The 17,917-nt window shown below is 61.3% G+C and carries 18 protein-coding genes; 9 read left to right on the forward strand and 9 right to left on the reverse strand.

Going from position 1 to position 17,917, the window contains the following annotated elements; translation table 11 throughout:
• On the forward strand, positions 1–699 hold the full coding sequence (locus tag H8699_RS11225; RefSeq protein ID WP_249285767.1) for an ABC transporter ATP-binding protein: 699 nt from the start codon (positions 1–3) through the stop codon (positions 697–699).
• Positions 693–1,454, forward strand: a complete 762-nt coding sequence (locus tag H8699_RS11230; RefSeq protein ID WP_249285768.1) for an ABC transporter permease — start codon at positions 693–695, stop codon at positions 1,452–1,454. The genes H8699_RS11225 and H8699_RS11230 overlap by 7 nt, the downstream gene beginning before the upstream one ends.
• 124 nt (positions 1,455–1,578) lie before the next feature.
• Here the strand turns inward: H8699_RS11230 and H8699_RS11235 are convergent, their stop codons facing one another.
• The 4 genes from H8699_RS11235 to H8699_RS11250 form a co-directional block, all read right to left on the reverse strand.
• Positions 1,579–2,724, reverse strand: a complete 1,146-nt coding sequence (locus H8699_RS11235) for an aldo/keto reductase (protein ID WP_249285769.1) — start codon at positions 2,722–2,724, stop codon at positions 1,579–1,581.
• Between the two features lie 175 nt (positions 2,725–2,899).
• Positions 2,900–5,212 carry a DUF3488 and transglutaminase-like domain-containing protein gene (locus tag H8699_RS11240; RefSeq protein WP_249285770.1) on the reverse strand — a complete coding sequence of 771 codons (2,313 nt, stop codon included), beginning with the start codon at positions 5,210–5,212 and terminating at the stop codon, positions 2,900–2,902.
• Positions 5,209–6,420 carry a DUF58 domain-containing protein gene (locus H8699_RS11245; RefSeq protein ID WP_249285771.1) on the reverse strand — a complete coding sequence of 404 codons (1,212 nt, stop codon included), beginning with the start codon at positions 6,418–6,420 and terminating at the stop codon, positions 5,209–5,211. The genes H8699_RS11240 and H8699_RS11245 overlap by 4 nt, the downstream gene beginning before the upstream one ends.
• Positions 6,417–7,361 (reverse strand): AAA family ATPase, encoded by a 945-nt coding sequence (locus H8699_RS11250; protein ID WP_249285772.1) that lies wholly within the window; start codon positions 7,359–7,361, stop codon positions 6,417–6,419. Before H8699_RS11250 ends, H8699_RS11245 begins: the two co-directional genes overlap by 4 nt.
• Positions 7,362–7,595: 234 nt before the next feature.
• Between H8699_RS11250 and H8699_RS11255 the strand changes: the two genes are divergently transcribed.
• The 7 genes from H8699_RS11255 (at position 7,596) to H8699_RS11285 (ending at position 13,608) form a co-directional block, all read left to right on the forward strand.
• Positions 7,596–8,582, forward strand: a complete 987-nt coding sequence (locus H8699_RS11255) for a biotin--[acetyl-CoA-carboxylase] ligase (RefSeq protein WP_249285773.1) — start codon at positions 7,596–7,598, stop codon at positions 8,580–8,582.
• Positions 8,575–9,504 carry a P1 family peptidase gene (locus tag H8699_RS11260; RefSeq protein ID WP_249285774.1) on the forward strand — a complete coding sequence of 310 codons (930 nt, stop codon included), beginning with the start codon at positions 8,575–8,577 and terminating at the stop codon, positions 9,502–9,504. Before H8699_RS11255 ends, H8699_RS11260 begins: the two co-directional genes overlap by 8 nt.
• A gap of 14 nt (positions 9,505–9,518) precedes the next feature.
• The gene (locus H8699_RS11265) at positions 9,519–11,045 is read left to right on the forward strand and encodes an NAD(P)H-hydrate dehydratase (RefSeq protein ID WP_249285775.1); all 1,527 of its coding nucleotides are present in this window, start codon (positions 9,519–9,521) and stop codon (positions 11,043–11,045) included.
• A gap of 48 nt (positions 11,046–11,093) precedes the next feature.
• Positions 11,094–11,369, forward strand: coding sequence for a CopG family ribbon-helix-helix protein (locus H8699_RS11270; protein ID WP_249285776.1), 276 nt, complete (start codon positions 11,094–11,096; stop codon positions 11,367–11,369).
• A 2-nt stretch (positions 11,370–11,371) separates the two neighbouring features.
• Positions 11,372–11,719 carry a type II toxin-antitoxin system PemK/MazF family toxin gene (locus tag H8699_RS11275; protein ID WP_249285777.1) on the forward strand — a complete coding sequence of 116 codons (348 nt, stop codon included), beginning with the start codon at positions 11,372–11,374 and terminating at the stop codon, positions 11,717–11,719.
• A gap of 90 nt (positions 11,720–11,809) precedes the next feature.
• A complete protein-coding gene (locus H8699_RS11280) occupies positions 11,810–12,664 on the forward strand; it encodes a YitT family protein (RefSeq protein ID WP_249285778.1) in 855 nt (284 codons plus the stop codon).
• Between the two features lie 101 nt (positions 12,665–12,765).
• Positions 12,766–13,608 carry an MBL fold metallo-hydrolase gene (locus H8699_RS11285; protein WP_249285779.1) on the forward strand — a complete coding sequence of 281 codons (843 nt, stop codon included), beginning with the start codon at positions 12,766–12,768 and terminating at the stop codon, positions 13,606–13,608.
• A gap of 93 nt (positions 13,609–13,701) precedes the next feature.
• Here H8699_RS11285 and nadA read toward each other — a convergent pair whose 3' ends face one another.
• The 5 genes from nadA to H8699_RS11310 all read right to left on the reverse strand — a co-directional run bounded on the left by nadA (position 13,702) and on the right by H8699_RS11310 (position 17,911).
• Positions 13,702–14,619 (reverse strand): quinolinate synthase NadA, encoded by a 918-nt coding sequence (gene nadA, locus H8699_RS11290; RefSeq protein ID WP_249285780.1) that lies wholly within the window; start codon positions 14,617–14,619, stop codon positions 13,702–13,704.
• Positions 14,616–15,170, reverse strand: coding sequence for a transcription repressor NadR (locus H8699_RS11295; protein ID WP_249285781.1), 555 nt, complete (start codon positions 15,168–15,170; stop codon positions 14,616–14,618). The genes nadA and H8699_RS11295 overlap by 4 nt, the downstream gene beginning before the upstream one ends.
• 15 nt (positions 15,171–15,185) lie before the next feature.
• Entirely contained in the window at positions 15,186–16,037 is an 852-nt protein-coding gene (nadC, locus tag H8699_RS11300) for a carboxylating nicotinate-nucleotide diphosphorylase (protein ID WP_249285782.1), read from the reverse strand.
• Positions 16,030–17,322, reverse strand: coding sequence for an L-aspartate oxidase (locus tag H8699_RS11305; protein ID WP_249285783.1), 1,293 nt, complete (start codon positions 17,320–17,322; stop codon positions 16,030–16,032). Before H8699_RS11305 ends, nadC begins: the two co-directional genes overlap by 8 nt.
• 286 nt (positions 17,323–17,608) lie before the next feature.
• On the reverse strand, positions 17,609–17,911 hold the full coding sequence (locus H8699_RS11310; protein ID WP_249285784.1) for a DUF6506 family protein: 303 nt from the start codon (positions 17,909–17,911) through the stop codon (positions 17,609–17,611).
• Positions 17,912–17,917 lie beyond the last annotated feature (6 nt).

Genomic DNA, 17,917 nt, shown 5'->3' on the forward strand with positions numbered 1-17,917 from the left:
ATGGAGAACATTATGCAATGCAAGGGGCTGGGCAAACGCTTCGGGCACAAGGTCGCGCTGGAGGGCGTGGATCTTGAGATCCCCAAAGGGCGCATCATCGGCCTTTTGGGGCCCAACGGCAGCGGCAAAACCACGCTGATCAAGCTGGCCAATGGGCTGCTGACGCCGGATGAGGGAACGATCACTGTCGGCGGCAACGCGCCCGGGGTCGCCAGTAAAAAGATCGTCTCTTACCTGCCCGAGCGCACGTATCTGAGCGATTGGATGCGGGTCGGCGATCTGCTGAACTTTTTTGAGGATTTTTATGACGACTTTGACCGTGGCCGGGCGCTTACCATGCTGGGCAACCTGGATATCCAGCCCGCCGACCGCATCAAGGCCATGAGCAAGGGCACACGGGAAAAGGTGCAGCTGGTGCTGGTGATGAGCCGGCAGGCCCAGCTTTACATGCTCGATGAGCCCATCGGCGGGGTGGACCCGGCCGCGCGGGATTATATCCTCAATACCATCATTACCAATTATAACGAGGAGGCCAGCGTCATCATCTCCACCCACCTGATCGCGGACGTGGAGAAGATACTGGACGACATCATCTTTATCCGCTCCGGGCGCATCATGCTCACCGGCGCGGCGGACGACATCCGCCAGCAGTATGGCGAATCCATCGACGAGATCTTCAGGGAGGTATTCAAATGCTAGGCAAACTGATGAAGTACGAGCTGCGCGCCACCGGGCGCACGTTTTTGCCGCTGTATGCCGCCATCCTGGTCTCGGTACTGGTCACGCGGCTGCTGATGGTCAGCAAGTTCGACGCGCCCAGCGCCATCGGCGGGCTGGTGGTGTTCTCGCTGTTTATCGCGCTGGGCGTGATCACGCTGCTGATCCTGATCCAGCGGTTTTACAAAAACCTGCTGGGGGACGAGGGATATTTGATGAATACCCTGCCCGTCACCACCGGCCGGCTGATCTGGAGTAAGCTTTTGACCTTTGCCATCTGGGCGGTGGTCAGCTGTATCGTAGGGGCGCTGTCCATTTTGATCCTGTCCGGCGTGGTGGGGGATTTCTTCCCCGCGATGTGGGAAGGGTTCGGGCTGCTGTTCCAGCACGCCAAGGCCTGGGAGGTCGTGCGCCTGGTAGCAGAATTCCTGCTCATGCTGTTGCTCAGCGGCGCCATGTTCGTTTTGCAGGTGTATCTTTCCATCAGCATTGGGCACCTGTTTAACAGCCATCGCGCGCTGATGGGCTTTGTGGCCTACATTGCCATCAATACGATCTGGCAGATCCTGTTTGTGGTCTGCTCCACCGTGGGCTTAAACCTTGCAGGCGTGGAGAGCTTGATGAATATCAACGCCGAGAGCATGATGCTGCTGGCCAGCGCGGGAATGGCCGCGGTCTGCGCCCTTTATATGGTGCTGACGCGCTATATCCTGAAAAACAAGTTAAACCTGGAGTAATGCGCCAAGCCCTGCAGTGCGGCCTGCCGCAAGCAAAGCCCCCGCGAAATTTTCGCGGGGGCTTTGCTCTGCCTTAAAATAAAAAATCGCCCGGGATTTTTCCCGGGCGATTGGGCGTATCGGGTTAACGCAGCGCCGCGTCGGCCTCTTTAAGCACATCGATGATGCTGATGGCCTGGGGGCATACCGCCTCGCAGGCGCCGCACTGGGCGCAAATGCTGGCATCCACGCCCTCTTTGATGGCATTGGCATATTTGGCCTTGGCCTTTTCCGAGGTCTCGGGGTCTACCAGGTCGTTATACATGGTAAAGGTATCCGGAATGTGGATCCCCTGGGGGCAGGGCATGCAATAGGCGCAGCCCGTGCAGCCCACTTTGGTGCGGGCCATGTAGATCTCCTTGGCCTTGGCAATCAACGCCTGCTCGTCGGCCGTCATCACGCCCGGCTTGGCGTCCGGCGCCGAGAAGATGCGCAGGTTATCCTGCAGCTGCTCCATGGAGCTGACGCCGCTTAAAATCGTGGTCACCTCCGGGAAGTTGTACAGCCAGCGGAAAGCCCATTCCACCGGGGTACGCTTGGGGCTGGCGCCATCCCACAGGGCCTGCACGTCCTTGGGGATGTTGTTTGCCAGCTTGCCGCCCTTGAGCGGCTCCATAATGACCACGGGCACGCCCTTGTCCGCCGCGTACTTGAGGCCCTCTACGCCCGCCTGGAGCTTGTCGTCCAGGAAGTTGAGCTGAATCTGGCACATCTCAAAGGGATAGCTGTCCAGAATGTACTTGAAGGATTCGATATTGTCGTGCATGGAGAAGGCGGGGTGCAAAATCTTGCCCTGCTCCAGCGCCTTGTCCAGGAATTTGAGCGCGCCCAGCTCCTTGCCGTAGTCAAAGCGCTTGCGGTCCAGCGAGTGCAGCAGCAAAAAGTCGATATGGTCGGTCTGCAACCGCTCCAGCATTTCGTCGAGCTTGCGCTCCATGTCCGCATAGGTATCGCACAGCCACAGCGGCAGCTTATCGGCAATGCGCACCTTCTCGCGGTAGCCATCCTGCATGGCCTTGCCCACGACGATCTCGCTGGTCTGGTTGTGGTAAACATAAGCCGTGTCAAAGTAATTTACGCCGCTGTCCGCCGCATGGCGGATCATGGCGATCGCCTCTTTCTCGTCGATTACCGTGTTGCCCTCGGCGTCCGTGGTGGTGGGCAGGCGCATGCAACCCATGCCAAAGGTGGATACGTCAAACCCCAGTTTTCCAAAAGGACGATATTGCACAAATGTAACCCCCTTGTTCAAAATAGAAGTGTTGGTTCCTAACATACACAGGTATTATAACATAGTTAACAATCATTAGCAAATAACGTTAATGTTTTGTCAATGTAGACGCTGGAGGGGACGATAAAGGGCCGCCCCACGGGCGGCCCCTTGCCATTTTGTTCCTCCAGCTGGCTTAAGCCCCGTGTCTGCGCGATCGCCGCCGGCGCAGGGCGCCGGGCAGCGGCAGCCCCAGGATGCGGTGCAGCAGGTAATACCAGCGCCCGCGGGCGTGGATCAGATACGCTGCCAGCGCATCGCGCACGTCCATCATGCTTTCAAAATCCTGCTCGTCGCACGCGTAGGGGGAGAGCAGCAGCCGGGTAGCGGTCAGCGCCGCGTCCGCCACTTTGACATCCTCCAAAAGCAGGCGCGCATCCGCGCGGCTAGCCTGCTTAAGGTCGCTCTCGCCTTTTTCCCGCTCAAGACCCAGGATGCGCAGCAACCGCTGCAGGTCCTGATAGCCGGCGATAAAGGCCGCATCCCAGCCCTTGGCGCGGCGGCGGATAAAGTTGCGCCGGGTGCGCAGGTAGCAATAGCTCATATATAGCCCCAGAGCCAGCACCAAGGCCGCCGCGGCGATCATCAGCGGCAGGGTCATATCCTCTTCGTCCTGTTCCAGCTTGCCGGTATCCTCTATCTCAATGGGTACGTAGTTACCGTCGCCATACTGGTCGGGCAGGGTAAAGGCCTCCCCGGTCTGGGGCAGCAGGTCCTCTACAAAAGAGGCCCAGTCCGGGGGCGTGGGGTCAAAGGTCACCCAGCCCACGCTGTCAAAGTAGACCTCCGTCCAGGCGTGGGCGTTGCGGTTGGTGACCGCGTAGTCCTGGATCGACTCGGCCCGGGGCAAGGCAAACCCCTCCACATACCGGGCGGGCAGCCCCAGGGAGCGAGCCATCAACGTCATGGCGGAGGCGAAGTAAGTGCAGTAGCCCCGGCCGTCTTCTAAAAAGAAGGAGACAAAGTCCTCGTCCTCAGGGGGATAGGGTACGTCCAGGGCGTAAGTAAAGTTCTCCTGGAGATAGCGCTCCAGCGCCTGGGCCTTTTCGTAGGGGTTCAGGGTATTTTCCTGGTAGCCGATGGCCTCCTGCGCGTGAAGATAGACCGTTGTGGGCAGGTTATCGGGCAGCTGCAGATAGTACTGCTCAAGCTCCGGGTCCATGGGGGCGAGCTGATCGCCCTTCTCGTCATACACATAGGCCATAAACTCGTCAAAGTACGGGTTAGAGCGGGTGATCTCGTACCCCTTCATGGCGTACTCGGTGCCAAAGGGCACATCCTTGGTGGCGAACACCTCGCTGACCGTATTAAAGTAGGGTACGACCTCAGAGCGGTCCGCCGGGTCCAGGCTGATCAGGCGGCTGGGGGCAAACAGGGTGCTGGGCCCGCTGGAGGTGGTGCGCACCTCGATATTCACCGTATCGATGGAGCGGCTGGAGGGGAAACGGCTGAGCAGGGTATAATCCGGCAGCGCCAGGCCAAAGACATCGCTTTGCTCCTGCTTGTTCCAGTATTGGGACAGGCGGATTCGGTTGGCCGGCGCGGCGTGTTCCCAGGCCTGGCCGGTATAATAGTCCAGCACGTTGCCCCGCAGATAGACCTCCCGCGTGGCGTTGACCACCATCACATCGTCATCCGAGGGGGAGATGGGCCCGCCCAGCCGGTGCTCCAGGGGCTGAAAGCCCATCTGCGCCATGGAAAAGCTGGTGCGCGGCTCGGTAAAGTTGCCGTAGGTATTGAGCAGATCGTTCACATTGGCGACCAGGTCCCGGAAGCCCTGGGAGCGCCAGGCGGAAGTATCCCCCGGCAGGAAGAATAGGCCCAGACCGCTGACCGCTACAGCCGTGAGCAGCGCGGCCAGGCGCAGTTTGAGGCTCTTTTGGGGCGAGGCGTAATCCCGCGCTTCGCCGCCAGCGCGGATAAACTGATAGCAAAGGGCGATCAGCAGCGGCCACAGGGGAGGCAGCTGCGCCCGCTCGTGCAGGGCGAAAAAGAATACCGTCACCACCGCTAGAATAAACAACGGCAGGTACCGCACTTTTTTGAACTTGTACTGTAAAAGCCAAACCGGCAGGGTCAAAAGCGCCGTGGCGATGCAGACAAAGGTAAAGGTGTCCCCGGCCTCCAGGCGGGAGACCCCGCCCAGCACAAAGGCCATAAAGGTGCCCAGCTGGCCGAAAAAGCCCGCCAGGTAGGCCTGCGCGCCCGGAAGGAAAAGATAGGCGCCCAAAGTGATCAGCGCCGCGGCGGCCAGGGTGATCCCCGTCGTTTTTCCATTATAAAACAGCAGGCTAAAGGCAACCGCCGCCAACAGGGCGATGGCGAGCACCTGCCAAAATACCGTTTCAAGCTGGAGATAGGTAAAGGCGGCGCTGCTTAAATACGCGGCAAACAGCGCGGCCATGCCGCCATCCAGCAGCAGGTGGCAAAGCCGGTCTCTCATCCTCATAATAGCTCACCCGCCTTTTGCTCCACACTGTCCCGTGGGGTGATCTGCACGCTCTTTACCCCATAGCGCCGCAACTCCAGCAGCGCATGGCTGGCCTTGGAGTCCGGGTCCACCGCAGGTGTGATAAAGAACACCGTGGCCGTGATGCCGCTGCCCGAGAGCAGGATCAGCCGGTTAAACAGCGCCTCATCCATCTGGCAGGTGACCAGCAGTATGCCGCCGGCCCGGGCCAGCAGCGCCTGCTCCTGTCCCAGCACGTCCGCCATCTTTTCCCGGTCGTGAAAGGTCATATAGGCCAGCGCCGCGTGGAAGGAGGCAAAATCGTGCAGGGTCGCGCCGGCCACGCTCTGGCGCCCTTCGTTATAAAAGATCATCTCCAAAGGCAGCATGTGGGCCAGCACGCACCGGCAGATGGCGGTGGCCGTTTCGCAGGCCATATCCTCAAGCTCTACGGCGGTAAGGCCCTCAAAGCCGTGGGCGGCTGCGTCGATATACAGTAAGGTATGGGGCCGCATGGGGATGTCGTACTGCTTGGTGACCAGCTCCCGCTTGCGGGCGGAGAGCTTCCAGTGGATGGTCTTGAGCGGGTCCCCCTGCTGGTAGGCCCGGGTGTCAAAGGGGGTGGTCAGCTCGTCGGACGCCTTGGGAGACTGGCGGGATTGCCCGTCCATCTCCACCATGGGAAAGGGCAGCGCCCCCAGCTCTGCGATGCGGGGGTAGATCACAAGCGTACAGGGCTTATAGTAGTAGAGCTTGGTCATGTCGTAATCCACCCGCACAAGGCGCATGGCGTCCTGCGCTACGATGCGGCGCAGCCCTACCGTATACTGCCCCCGGTAGCGGCAGACCATCTCCTCGCCCACGTCCACCTTTTCATGGGGGGCCAGGTCCAGCTCTTTTCGCACCTCCCCGCCGGAAAACAGGGTGTCCAGCGTATCGTACACCACCGTTAGGTGGGGGAAGGGGAAGGCATGGTCGTTAAACAGCTGCATATTCAGTTGCACGGTTTCGCCCTTTTTGACGATGAGGGGGCTGAAGGATTGCAGGTAGTTGAACTTGAACACCGTATAGTACACGCTGGCCAAGGCGAATAAAAGCAGCACCACCTGCCCGAACAGCAGCGCGTAGTAAAGGCGTATGCCGGTGTACAATCCCGCGCAAAAGGTGACCACCATCACCACTACAAAAAGGAGCAGCCGCCGCGTCATTTCGCCAGGCTGGGGACCGATACGCCGCCCAGCACGATCTGCATCACCCGCTCGGCCGTCACATCCCGCAGCTTGGCCTCCGGCCGCAGGATCAGCCGGTGGCACAGCACCGGGTAGGCCATCTTCTGCACATCGTCCACCTGCACGTAGTCCCGTCCGTCCATCCGGGCGCGGGCCTGGGCTGCGCGCATCAGGTACAGCGCGCCGCGGGGGCTGGCCCCCAGCTGCAAAAACTCCTGCTCGCGGGTGGCGGCGGTGATGCGGGCGATGTAGTCCTTGATCTCATCGGCCACATAGGTGGTGCGTACCTGCTGCTGCAGGGCGAGGATATCCTCACCCGTGGCGATGGCTGAAAGGCTCTCCATGGGGTCCTCCGTCTCAAAGCGGGAGAGAATGTCCACCTCCTCGCCCACGCTGGGGTAACCGATGGATAGCCGCATAAAGAACCGGTCCAGCTGGGCCTCGGGCAGCGGATAGGTGCCCAGGTACTCCACCGGGTTCTGGGTGGCCAGCACCAAAAAGGGCTGGGGCACGGCATAGGTCACCCCGTCCACGGTCACCTGGTTTTCCTCCATTACCTCTAAAAGCGCGCTCTGGGTCTTGGGCGAGGCGCGGTTGATCTCGTCCGCCAGCACGATCTGGCTCATGATCGCCCCGGAGTGGAACTCAAATTCCCCCGTGCGCATGTTGGCCATGGAAAAGCCGGTAATGTCGCTGGGGAGAATGTCCGGCGTAAACTGGATGCGCCTAAAATCGCACTGCAGCGATTTGGCCAGACACGATACGATGGTGGTCTTGCCCACGCCCGGCACGTCCTCGATCAGGATATGCCCTTTACAGGCCATGGCGATCAGCATCAGGTCCACCACCTCGGTCTTACCGATGATAACTTTCTGGATGTTCTCCCGCAGCGCGGAAGCGATGGTTGCAAAATCCTGCATGATCTAAAGTTCCCCCTATTCGTTTTACGTTCAAAAAATATTGCGATCAACTTATGGCTGCGCCCGCGTACCGGGCGGGAAATGGGGCGCTTGAAGCGCCGTTTTTTCCATCATAAACCATGGGGGGCAGGCCCCGCAAGGGGGATAAAGCGATAAAGGGTTATCATTTTTCACCAAGTTTACAATTATGTGGGGAAAGGGTAAAATAGAGGCAGAAAAGAAGGAGGCCTGAACATGCGGGATGCGATATTGACCCTGCTGCTGGAGGCGGGGGAAAAGGATATCTCCGGCGAAAAGATCTGCGAGCAACTGGGGGTGACCCGTGCGGCCGTGTGGAAGCACATCAAGGCCCTGCGGGAAGATGGGTTTGAGATCGCCTCGGCCACCCGGCGGGGCTACCGGCTGCTTTCCATGCCGGATCATCTGGAACCAGCGCTTATCCGCCACGCCGCGGGCACCCGGGAGATGGGCCAGGCCATACAGGTGTACGATAGTTGCGATTCTACCAATCTGCGGGCCAAGGAGTGGGCCGCCCAGGGCGCGCCGAACGGGGCGCTGGTGCTGGCTGAAACGCAGACCGCCGGCCGGGGCCGCCTGGGCCGGGGGTGGAACTCGGCTAAAGGACAGGGCTTGTTTATGAGCGTGGTGCTGCGCCCGCCCTTTGAGGCCCAGCGCGCGCCGATATTGACCATGCTCAGCGCCGCTGCCGTATCCGCCGCGCTGGAGGAGGTCTGCAAGGTGCAGGCCCCTATCAAATGGCCCAACGACGTGATCGTAAACGGCAAAAAGGTGTGCGGCATCCTGGCCGAGATGAGCGCGGATATGGATAACGTGCAGTGGGTGGTCATGGGCATCGGCATCAACGTGGCCCAGGGGATTGAAGATTTCCCCGAGGAGATACGGGACAAGGCCACCTCGCTGTTGATCGAGACCGGGCGCAGCTTCCAACGCTGCGCGCTGGCGGGCGCGGTGATGCGCCAGCTGGAACAGCGCTACGACCAGCTGATGACCGCGGGCGTGGGGGCGGTGGTGGATTATTGCCGCCGCCACAGCGCTACCCTGGGCCAGGAGGTGCTGCTGGTCACCCGGGAGGGTAAGTATAAGGCCAGGGCGGTGGACCTGGCGGAGGATGGCGAGCTGATCGTAGAAAATGAGCAGGGACAGCGGGAGAAAGTGGTCTCCGGCGAAGTATCGGTAAGGGGGATATTGGGCTATGTATGAGCAGTTTACAGGAAGCATAACGGATATAGCGGGCATTCTGGCGGGGCACGCCACGGATGAACGCGGGTGCACCGGCTGCACCGCCATCCTCTGCCCGGAGGGGGCCGTGGGCGGCGTGGACGTGGCCGGGGGCGCGCCCGGCACCCGGGAGACCGATCTTTTTAACCCCGGCAACCTGGTGCAAAAGATCCACGCCGTCACCCTTTGCGGGGGCAGTGCCTATGGACTGAATGCCTGCGGCGGGGTGATGCGCTACCTGGAAGAGCAGGGCGTGGGGCTGGACGTTGGGGTGGCCCGGGTGCCGCTGGTCTGCGGCGCGGTGATCTTCGACCTGGGCGTGGGGGATCCCAAGGCCCGCCCGGATGAGGCGATGGGCTATGCCGCGGCCAAGGCCGCCGCTTCCAGCCCGCTGGCGCAGGGCGCCGTGGGCGCGGGCACAGGGGCGACCATCGGCAAGATTTTAGGCCCGGCCGGGGCGGCTCCAGGCGGGTTTGGCACCTGTAGCATCACCCTGCCCGGCGGGGCAAAGGTGGCTGCCGCGGTTGCGGTCAACGCGCTGGGGGATGTGTATGACGCGGATACCGGCGCTATCATCTCGGGCGCTAAGGGACCGGATGGAGGCTTTATCAACACCGCCAAGGCGGCCCTGCAATTTCCGGTGGAGGGGCAGGCCGGGCGCAACACCACCATCGGCGTGATCGCCACCGATGCGGCCCTCTCCCGCGAGCAGTGCAACCGCCTTGCGCGCGTGGCGCAGGATGGGCTGGCGCTTTCCATCCGCCCGGTGCACACCTTAAACGATGGGGACACCCTTTTTGCCCTGTCCACGGGGCGCGCGGCGGGGGATTTTAACCAAATTTGCGTGGCCGCGGTGGAGGTATTGCGCCGGGCGGTGCTGCGCGCGGTCACCCGCGAGAAGTAAAGGAGGGGAACAAGATGCGTGTATTGACGCCGGAGCTGATGCGCCAGACCGACCGGACGGCCATTGAGGATTATGGCTTTCCGGGCCTGGTATTGATGGAAAAAGCCGCCATGGCCCTGCGGGACGCGGTGCGTCCCCTGGCGCAGGGCGGGGCGCTGTTTTTATGCGGCAGCGGCAATAACGGCGGGGACGGGCTGGCCGCCGCCCGCATGCTGCTATTAGAAGGCTGCCCGGTGCGGGTGGCCCTGCTGACAAGTGCCGGTAAGCTAAAAGGGGACGCCCGGGCCGAGTACGAGCTTTTACTGCGCTGCGGCGGCGCAGTGCGGGAGATCGCGGACGAAGCGGCGCTGGCCGCCTTTTGTGCGGGCGCGCCGGAGTCCGTGGCGGTGGACTGCCTGCTGGGCACCGGGCTGGACCGGGCGGTCTCCGGGCTGTACGCCGCCGCCATCGGCTGGCTGAACGGACAGCATAGGCCGGTCATCGCCTGCGACATTCCCTCCGGCGTGGACGGGCGGCTGGGGCATATCCTGGGCTGCGCGGTGCGCGCCCAAAAGACGGTGACCTTCCACGCCCTTAAAAGCGGGCTGTGCCTGTACCCCGGGCGGGAATACGCTGGGGAGATCGTGGTGGCGGATATCGGCATCCCGCCCCAGATCCATAGCGACTGCCCCTATGAACAGCTATCCTTTGAGGATGCGGCGGCGCTGGTGCCTAAGCGCGCGCGGGATTCGCACAAGGGCAGCTATGGCCATGCGGCGCTGATCTGCGGCAGCGCAGGCATGGCCGGGGCCGCCCGCCTATCCGCCGGGGGTGCGCTGCGCTCGGGGACGGGGCTGCTCACGCTGATGCTGCCCGGCAGCCTTTTGCCGCTGCTAAACGGAGACCCGCCCGAGGCCATGTGCCTGGCGCTGCCCGAGAAAGATGGACGTATACACGGTGCCGCGCAGGCGGCGCTATCCGCCCTTGCGGGCAAGTCGGCCGTGGGCATCGGCCCGGGGCTGGGGAAAGATTGCGATCATTTTTCACTCATCCGGCATATTTTAGAGCAGACGGATATACCTATGTTAATAGACGCGGATGGTCTTAACGCATTGGCGCAAGATCCCGATATCCTGCGCGGACGCGCTGCGCCGGTGGTGCTCACCCCCCATCCCGGGGAGATGGCGCGGCTGTGCGGCTGGAAGGTGCAGGATATCCTCCAGGACCCGGTGGGCTGCGCGGTAGAATTTGCCGCGCGCTGGGGGTGCGTGGTGCTGCTCAAAGGCTCGGCCACGGTTATCGCCTCGCCCGAGGGGCGGGTCACCTTCAACGCTACCGGAAACCCCGGCATGGCCGCAGGCGGCAGCGGGGATGTGCTTAGCGGCGTGATCACGGCGCTGCTGGGCCAGGGGCTGGGCGGCTATGATGCGGCAAGATTGGGCAGCTACGTTCACGGCGCGGCGGGGGATCTCGCAGCCCGGGAAATGGGGTATCATGGGCTTACGGCCTCGGATATGCACAAGGGCCTGGCCCGGGTTTTTGCCCGCCTAAGCGGCCTCTAGGGCAGGGGGCGCTTCAAGGTTGCCTCCGCGTGAAAGGAGGAATCTACCGTGCCCCAGTTAAAGAAAATACTCATCAGCCTGCCCGATTCGCTGCTGGCCCAGGCGGACCAGATCGCAAGGGATCACAACGTCAACCGCAGCGAATTGATCCGGGAGGCGATGCGGGCTTATATCTCCGAAAAGCAAAGGGAGCTTATCCGTCAACAAATGCGTGAAGGCTACGAAAGCATGGCCCAGATCAATCGAGATTGGGCGGAATGGGGCATGGCTGCCCAAGCCCTAGATTCGGCGCACTATGAGGCGCTGTTGGCGGAGAGTGAATAGCGATGATGAAAAGAGGAGAAATTTATATTGCGGACTTAAGCCCCGTAACCGGCTCCGAACAGGGGGGCGTGCGTCCGGTGTTGATTTTGCAAAACGATATTGGCAACCGGTACAGCCCCACGGTGATCGTTGCGGCGGTCACCAGTCAGATCAATAAATCCCGCCTGCCCACCCATGTGGCGGTGGCGGGGGATACCTCCGGCCTCAAGCAGGATTCGGTGGTGCTGACCGAGCAGCTGCGCACGCTGGATAAGGCGCGCCTGCGCGAAAAGCTGGGCAGCCTGCCGCCCGAGTGGATGGAGCAGGTGGACCAGGCGCTGCGGATCAGCCTTGGAATGATCGACCTGTAAAGCGGACGCGTTAAAAACCAAAGGGGAAGGGCGGCCTTCCCCTTTTTATCCATATGGGACAAGCTATTTTGGGATTGAGGAGAAAAAAACATGAAGAAGCAAAAGAAAAAGACCGTGTTGCTGGATTACGTCCTCCTGGTGGTGGGCGCGTTTATCGCCGGCGGGGCGCTGAACCTGTTTTTGGTGCCCGCCAAGGTCGTAGCCGGCGGGGCCACCGGCCTGGGGACGATCTTATACCATACGCTGGGGCTGCAGGTGGGGCTGGTCAATATCCTGGTCAACCTGCCGCTGTTCGCGCTGGGCTACCGGGAGGTGGGCAAAGAGCTTTTCTGGCGCTCGATCCTGGCCACGTTGCTGCTGAGCGCGGCCACCTACCTGATCCCCGAGGTGGCGCTTAGCCAAAACGCCATGCTCTCCAGCGTCTATGGCGGGGCGGCCATGGGCCTTGGGCTGGGGCTGGTGATGCGCGGGGGCGCTACCACCGGCGGCAGCGAGCTTGCGGCATTACTGCTGCACAAGCTCATCCCCCAGCTCAAGGTCACGGGCTGGATCTTTGTTATCGACGCGGTGATCATCCTGGCCGCCGGCATTATCTTTGATGCCGAGATGGCGCTGTACGCCATTTTGGCCCTGTTCCTGACCACCAAGACCATCGACCTTGTGCAGGAGGGCCTGGACAGCGGCAAGGTATGCTATATCATCTCCGATCAAAGCCGCAAGATCGCCCAGCTGCTGATGGAGGAGCTGGAGCGGGGCGTGACTCTGCTCTCGGCCCGGGGCATGTACAGCGGCGAAGAAAGGGAAGTGCTGCTCTGCGCCGTAACGCGCATGCAGCTGGTGCGCCTTAAGCGCATCGTCACCCGGGTCGATCCGGAGGCCTTTGTCATCCTGAGCAACGCCCACGAGGTACTGGGCGAGGGGTTCAAGCCGCACGTGCTCAAATAGCGCTCCCCCTCGGGTTGACAGGGCCGCCCGCCGCGTGCCAAAATAACATCAGAGCGGCGCGGCGTTATCCGCGCGGCATTGCGTTTGAACGGAGGCAGAAAATGGCGTTATCTGATAATTATCCTTTAGTACAGGTGCCGGGCGCCCAGGGCCTTTGGCACATCCTCTCGCGCAGCCCCGGCTACAGCGGGGACGCCTGGTGCCACCTGGTGCCGGGGAAAGATAAGGCCATGCTGGTGGATACCGGCTTTGGCATTGGCGACCTGAAAGGGCTGGTGGAGAGCCTGACCGATCTTCCGGTGTTCGTAGTCAACACCCATCATCATCCCGACCATGTGCTGGGCAATCCGCAGTTTGGCAGCGTTTTTATCCATGCGATGGATGCGCCCGGGCTGCGCGCGCAGATGACCGCGCCCCGGCGAGAGCTGCCGCCGGACGAGGTGCGCCAGTATAATTACACGCGAGGCGACCTCATCCAGCCCGCGCCCTATGCGGTGGAGACGGTGGAGGACGGCCACGTGTTCGATCTGGGCGGCGGCTATGAGGTGGAGGTGTTCCACCTGCCCGGGCACGCCGAGGGCGGCATTGCGCTGCTGGACCGTAAGCGCCGGGCGCTCTATTCCGGGGATGCGCTGGTGTGGACGCCCACCTTTTGCATGTCCTCCGATCCGGACGCGGTTGTCACGCCTTACATGACGGTGGAAAAATTCCGCCAGGGCTTAACGCGCCTGATGGCGCATCTGGATGAATTTGACGTGCTCTATCCCGGCCACAGCCGGCTGGGCATCTCGAAACAGATCGTGCCGGACATGCTGGCCTGCTGTGACGAGCTGCTCTGCGGCGATAAAAGCGCGGCCTACCGGGTGCCGGGGCGGGATAAGCCGGTACATGTGCACGGCATGGCCAAGATCGCCTTTGACGATAACCGCATCCACGTATCCTAAGGGGTAAACCCATAACGGTAATAGAAAAGACAGGGGAGCGCGCCCCTGTCTTTTTTTCTACCCACGATCTATTATCGCTTATGGTCTGCAAACCTAACCGTTCAGGGCGATCATCCGCCTGATGCAGCGCCCGGCGCCCGCCATCTCCTCCTCCGGCAGGACGATCTGCTCCCCGCCGGTACCGCGGATGCAGTGATACACGTCCATCAGCGTGGTCAGGCGCATGTTGGCGCAGGTGAGGCTGGCGGAGAGTGGGTAAAACCGCTTGTCCGGGCACTGGTACTGCAGGTGCTCGACGATGCTGATCTCCGTGCCGATGATAAATTCCTGCGCGGGGGATTGCTGCGCATACGCCATGATGCCCGTGGTCGAGCCCACATAATCCGCCATATCGGTTACCGGCCCGCGGCATTCGGGGTGGACCAGCACCAGCGCGTTGGGGTGCGCGGCCTTGGCGCGGGCCACCTCATCCGGGGTGACCTGCATATGGTGCGGGCAGCCGCCCTGGTAAAAGGCAAATTGCTTATCCGGCAACTGTCCGGCCACATATTGCCCCAGGTTCGGGTCAGGAACGAACAGGATCTTGTCGTTTTCTATCGCCCGGCAGACCTGTACGGCGCAGGCGGAGGTCACGCAAACGTCGGCCTGCGCTTTCAGGGCGCTGGTCGTGTTGACATAGACCACCACGGCGTAATCCGGATATTGCGCTTTGAGGGCGGCAAGGCCTTCAGGGTCCAGCTGCTCGGCCATGGGGCAGCCGGCCTCCGGGTTGGGCAGGTATACCCGTTTTTCCGGGCAGAGCACCTTGCAGGTCTCCGCCATAAAGCGCACGCCGCACATCAAAATGTTCTGCCGTTTATCTTTGCTGGCCTGCACGCTCAGCCCGTAGGAATCGCCGATGTAATCGGCCACCTCCAAGATGGGCTGGCTTTGATAGGCGTGGGCCAAAATACAGATATCCTTTTCGGCCTTCAGGCGAAGGATCTCTTCTTGCAATTCTTTTACGGTCATGGGTTGTCCTGCTCCTCCGTTTCGTTCTCCTGCTCCCAGGGGGTTAGCGGGGCCAAAAGCCCGGCCTGCTCCAGCTGGCGGGCGATCCGGTCCAACCGCTCATTGCTGGCCGCCTCGATCAGGTGGTAGTGGTAGCCGGCGGTGGCGCTGCCCAGCAAGGTGGATTTTCCGCTTTGCAGCAGCTCTAAAAACTCGTCCACATCCTGCCGGGAGGCGATATCCATATCCACGGTGATCCGGCCATAGACCCGGTGCTTGATGCTGACGTTTTTGACCTTGCCACCGTAATCCACGATCAGGTTCAGCTCCCGCGCCACATCCTCCTCGGCATGGCAGACCTTGATCTCGCGGCTGAAACAGGCCTCTTTTTGCAGGATATAGCCCCGGCAGGTAGAAACGATATCGGAATTCACCGCGCGCAGCACGGCCATATCCTGTACGATGACCTGGCGGCTGACGTGGAAGCGAACGGCCAGCTCTTTCGCCGCCACGGGGCCGTCAGCCCGCCCTAGGATCTTGAGGATCTCGTTGCGCCGTTCCTTTACGTTCAAACGAATACCCCTTTCTTAAATGGCGTGCAGATGCTTCATAGAAATATCCAGTATCGGGGAGGAGTGGGTCAAAGCGCCGCTGGAGATATAATCCACCCCCAAGGCCACCAGGGCGGCGATGTTTTCCCGGGTGACGTTTCCGGAGCACTCGGTCTGCGCCCGCCCGCCGATCAGCGCAATGGCCTGGCGCATCTGCTCCGGGGTCATGTTGTCCAGCATAATGATGTCCGCCCCGGCGTCTACCGCCTCTTGTACCTGCTCTAGCGTCTCCACTTCCACCTCGATCTTGTGTACAAAGGGGGCGTAGGCCTTGGCCAGGCGCACGGCGTTTGTAATGCCGCCGGCGGCGGAGATGTGGTTATCCTTAAGCAGCACGCCGTCGGACAGGTTGTAGCGGTGGTTGTGCCCGCCGCCCACGCGTACGGCGTATTTTTCAAAAATGCGGCAGTTGGGCGTGGTCTTGCGGGTATCCAGCAGCGTGGTCTGGCTGCCCTGCAAAAGCTTGGCGATATCGCCTGTATAGGTGGCAATGCCGCTCATGCGCTGCAAATAGTTAAGGGCCACCCGCTCGCCGGAGAGCAGCACGCGGATATCCCCCTGCACGGTGGCCAGCAGCTGCCCCTTCTTTACGGCATCCCCATCCTGGCACAGCAGCGTGGCGCAGGTCGTTTCATCCAGCAGCTCAAACACCCGTACAAATACGTCCAGCCCGGCGATAATGCCGTCCTGCTTGCAGATCAGGTCCACCGTGCCGCGCTGCTCCTTGGGCATTACGGCGTTGGTGGAGATGTCCTCGCTGGTCATATCCTCCCGCAGGGCCATGAGCAGCAGCCTGTCCATATTCAGCTTCAGTGCGATCTTATCCATGCTTTGCTTCCAACCTTTCTAATCTTTTTAATACGGCCCTGCGATATTCGCTAAACAGGGCGTCCAGGTCTTCGTATTGTTTAAGGTCCACCTCGGGCGGGGGCGCGGCGCGTTTGGCCCGTGCGGCAAATACGATGTCGTCCGCCGCGCGCTGGGCAAACACCAGCGATTCCAGCAGGGAGTTGCTGGCCAGCCGGTTTTTGCCGTGGATGCCGTTGCAGCTGGTCTCGCCGCAGGCGTACAGCCCGGCCATGGAGGTGCGGCTGGCCAGATCCACCTTGATCCCGCCCATCAGGTAGTGCTGGGCGGGGACGACGGGGATGGGCGTGTATCGCGGGTCAAACCCTTCCTCCAGGCAGCGCCGGTAGATGTGGGGGAAGTGGGTCAGGATCGTCTGCTCGCCCAGCGGGCGCATATCCTCCCACACGTGTTCGCTTCCATCTGCTTCCATCTGCTTCCATATCGCCTGGCTGACCACGTCGCGCGGCTGCAGCTCGTCTACAAACCGGTTGCCCCGCTTGTCCAGCAGCAGGGCGCCCTCGCCCCGGACGGATTCGGAGATCAAAAACCGCCTGCCGGGCTTGCTGGAAAACAGGGTGGTGGGGTGGATCTGCACATAATCCAGATGCTCCACCGCGACATTATGCCGCAGGGCGATGGCCAATGCGTCCCCGGTGATGTGCGGAAAGCTGGTGGAGTTTTTATAAAGCCCGCCCAGCCCTCCGCAGGCCAGCACCACATGGTTGGCGCCGATCGTAGAGATCTGGCCCGCCTGGTCGGATACCACGACCCCGTGGCAGGCGTTATCCTTCGAGATGATATCCAGCAGCGTGGTATACTCGTCTATCGTCACGTTAGGCCTGCTGCGGACCTGCTGGAGAAGCGTGCCGGTGATCTCGCGCCCGGTCACATCGTTGCAAAATAAGATGCGCGGCCGGGAGTGGGCGCCCTCACGGGTATAGTCAAAGTTGCCGTGCGCGTCGCGGTTAAAGCGCACGCCCAACCGTAATAGGTCGCGGATGATCTGGTTGGAGCTGCGCAGTACCAGCTCCACGGTCTTGGGGTTGTTCTCAAAATGCCCCGCGCGCATCGTATCCGCATAATAGTCGTTAAAATCCTCCTCGCCGCGCAGCACGCAGATACCGCCCTGGGCCAAAAACGAGTTGGCGCCGTCCGCCGCTTGCTTGGTGATGATACGCACGTTCAACTTTTCCGGCAGATTCAGCGCGCAGTATAACCCCGCCACCCCCGTGCCGACGATGACCACATCACAGGCCTGATTCATGTTTGATCTCCTCTAATTAAGCATACGTTTAAAAGGCCGCCGGTCTTTTGCTTAACGGCACCTATTGTAGCGTAGATGGCAATATGTGTCAAGACAGCTGCAATGACAAGTGACAAGAATAGGGCAAAAGGCGGGGCTATGCCCGGCAGATCAAGGGCGCGGGGCGCTTTGCCGTCCGCGATGGAAGGGCGCATTATTCTATTTTGGGGCGTTTATACATCATGCCGGCCGGTATTGCACCGGCCGGCATGGGTAAAGTACTTTATTAAGATAGTAAGGCCCGGCGCTAATCGCCAAACACCTGGGCGAACAGCGGCGCCTGCTCGGGGAAGCTGGTCACATAGCCGACGGCCAATTCGCCGTTTGTCAGGGCGATCAGCTCTTTGGCCCTTTCCGGCCCAAAGCCGCCGCAAACCTCCACCGCGCCTACGCCCAGCTGCTGCAGTTCAAGGATTTTGGCCTTCGCCTCCTCAAAGTCCCGCACGGTCACGATATAGGTATCGCACCAGGCCGTCTCAAAGTGGGCCTGGTGCTGCTCTGGATCATAGTAAGGCCCCAGGATCATCATGGCAAACTTCTTCTTTTCCACAGGCTG

Origin of the sequence: Luoshenia tenuis (assembly GCF_014384745.1) — a bacterium.
In the GTDB taxonomy this organism is placed as follows: Bacteria; Bacillota; Clostridia; order Christensenellales.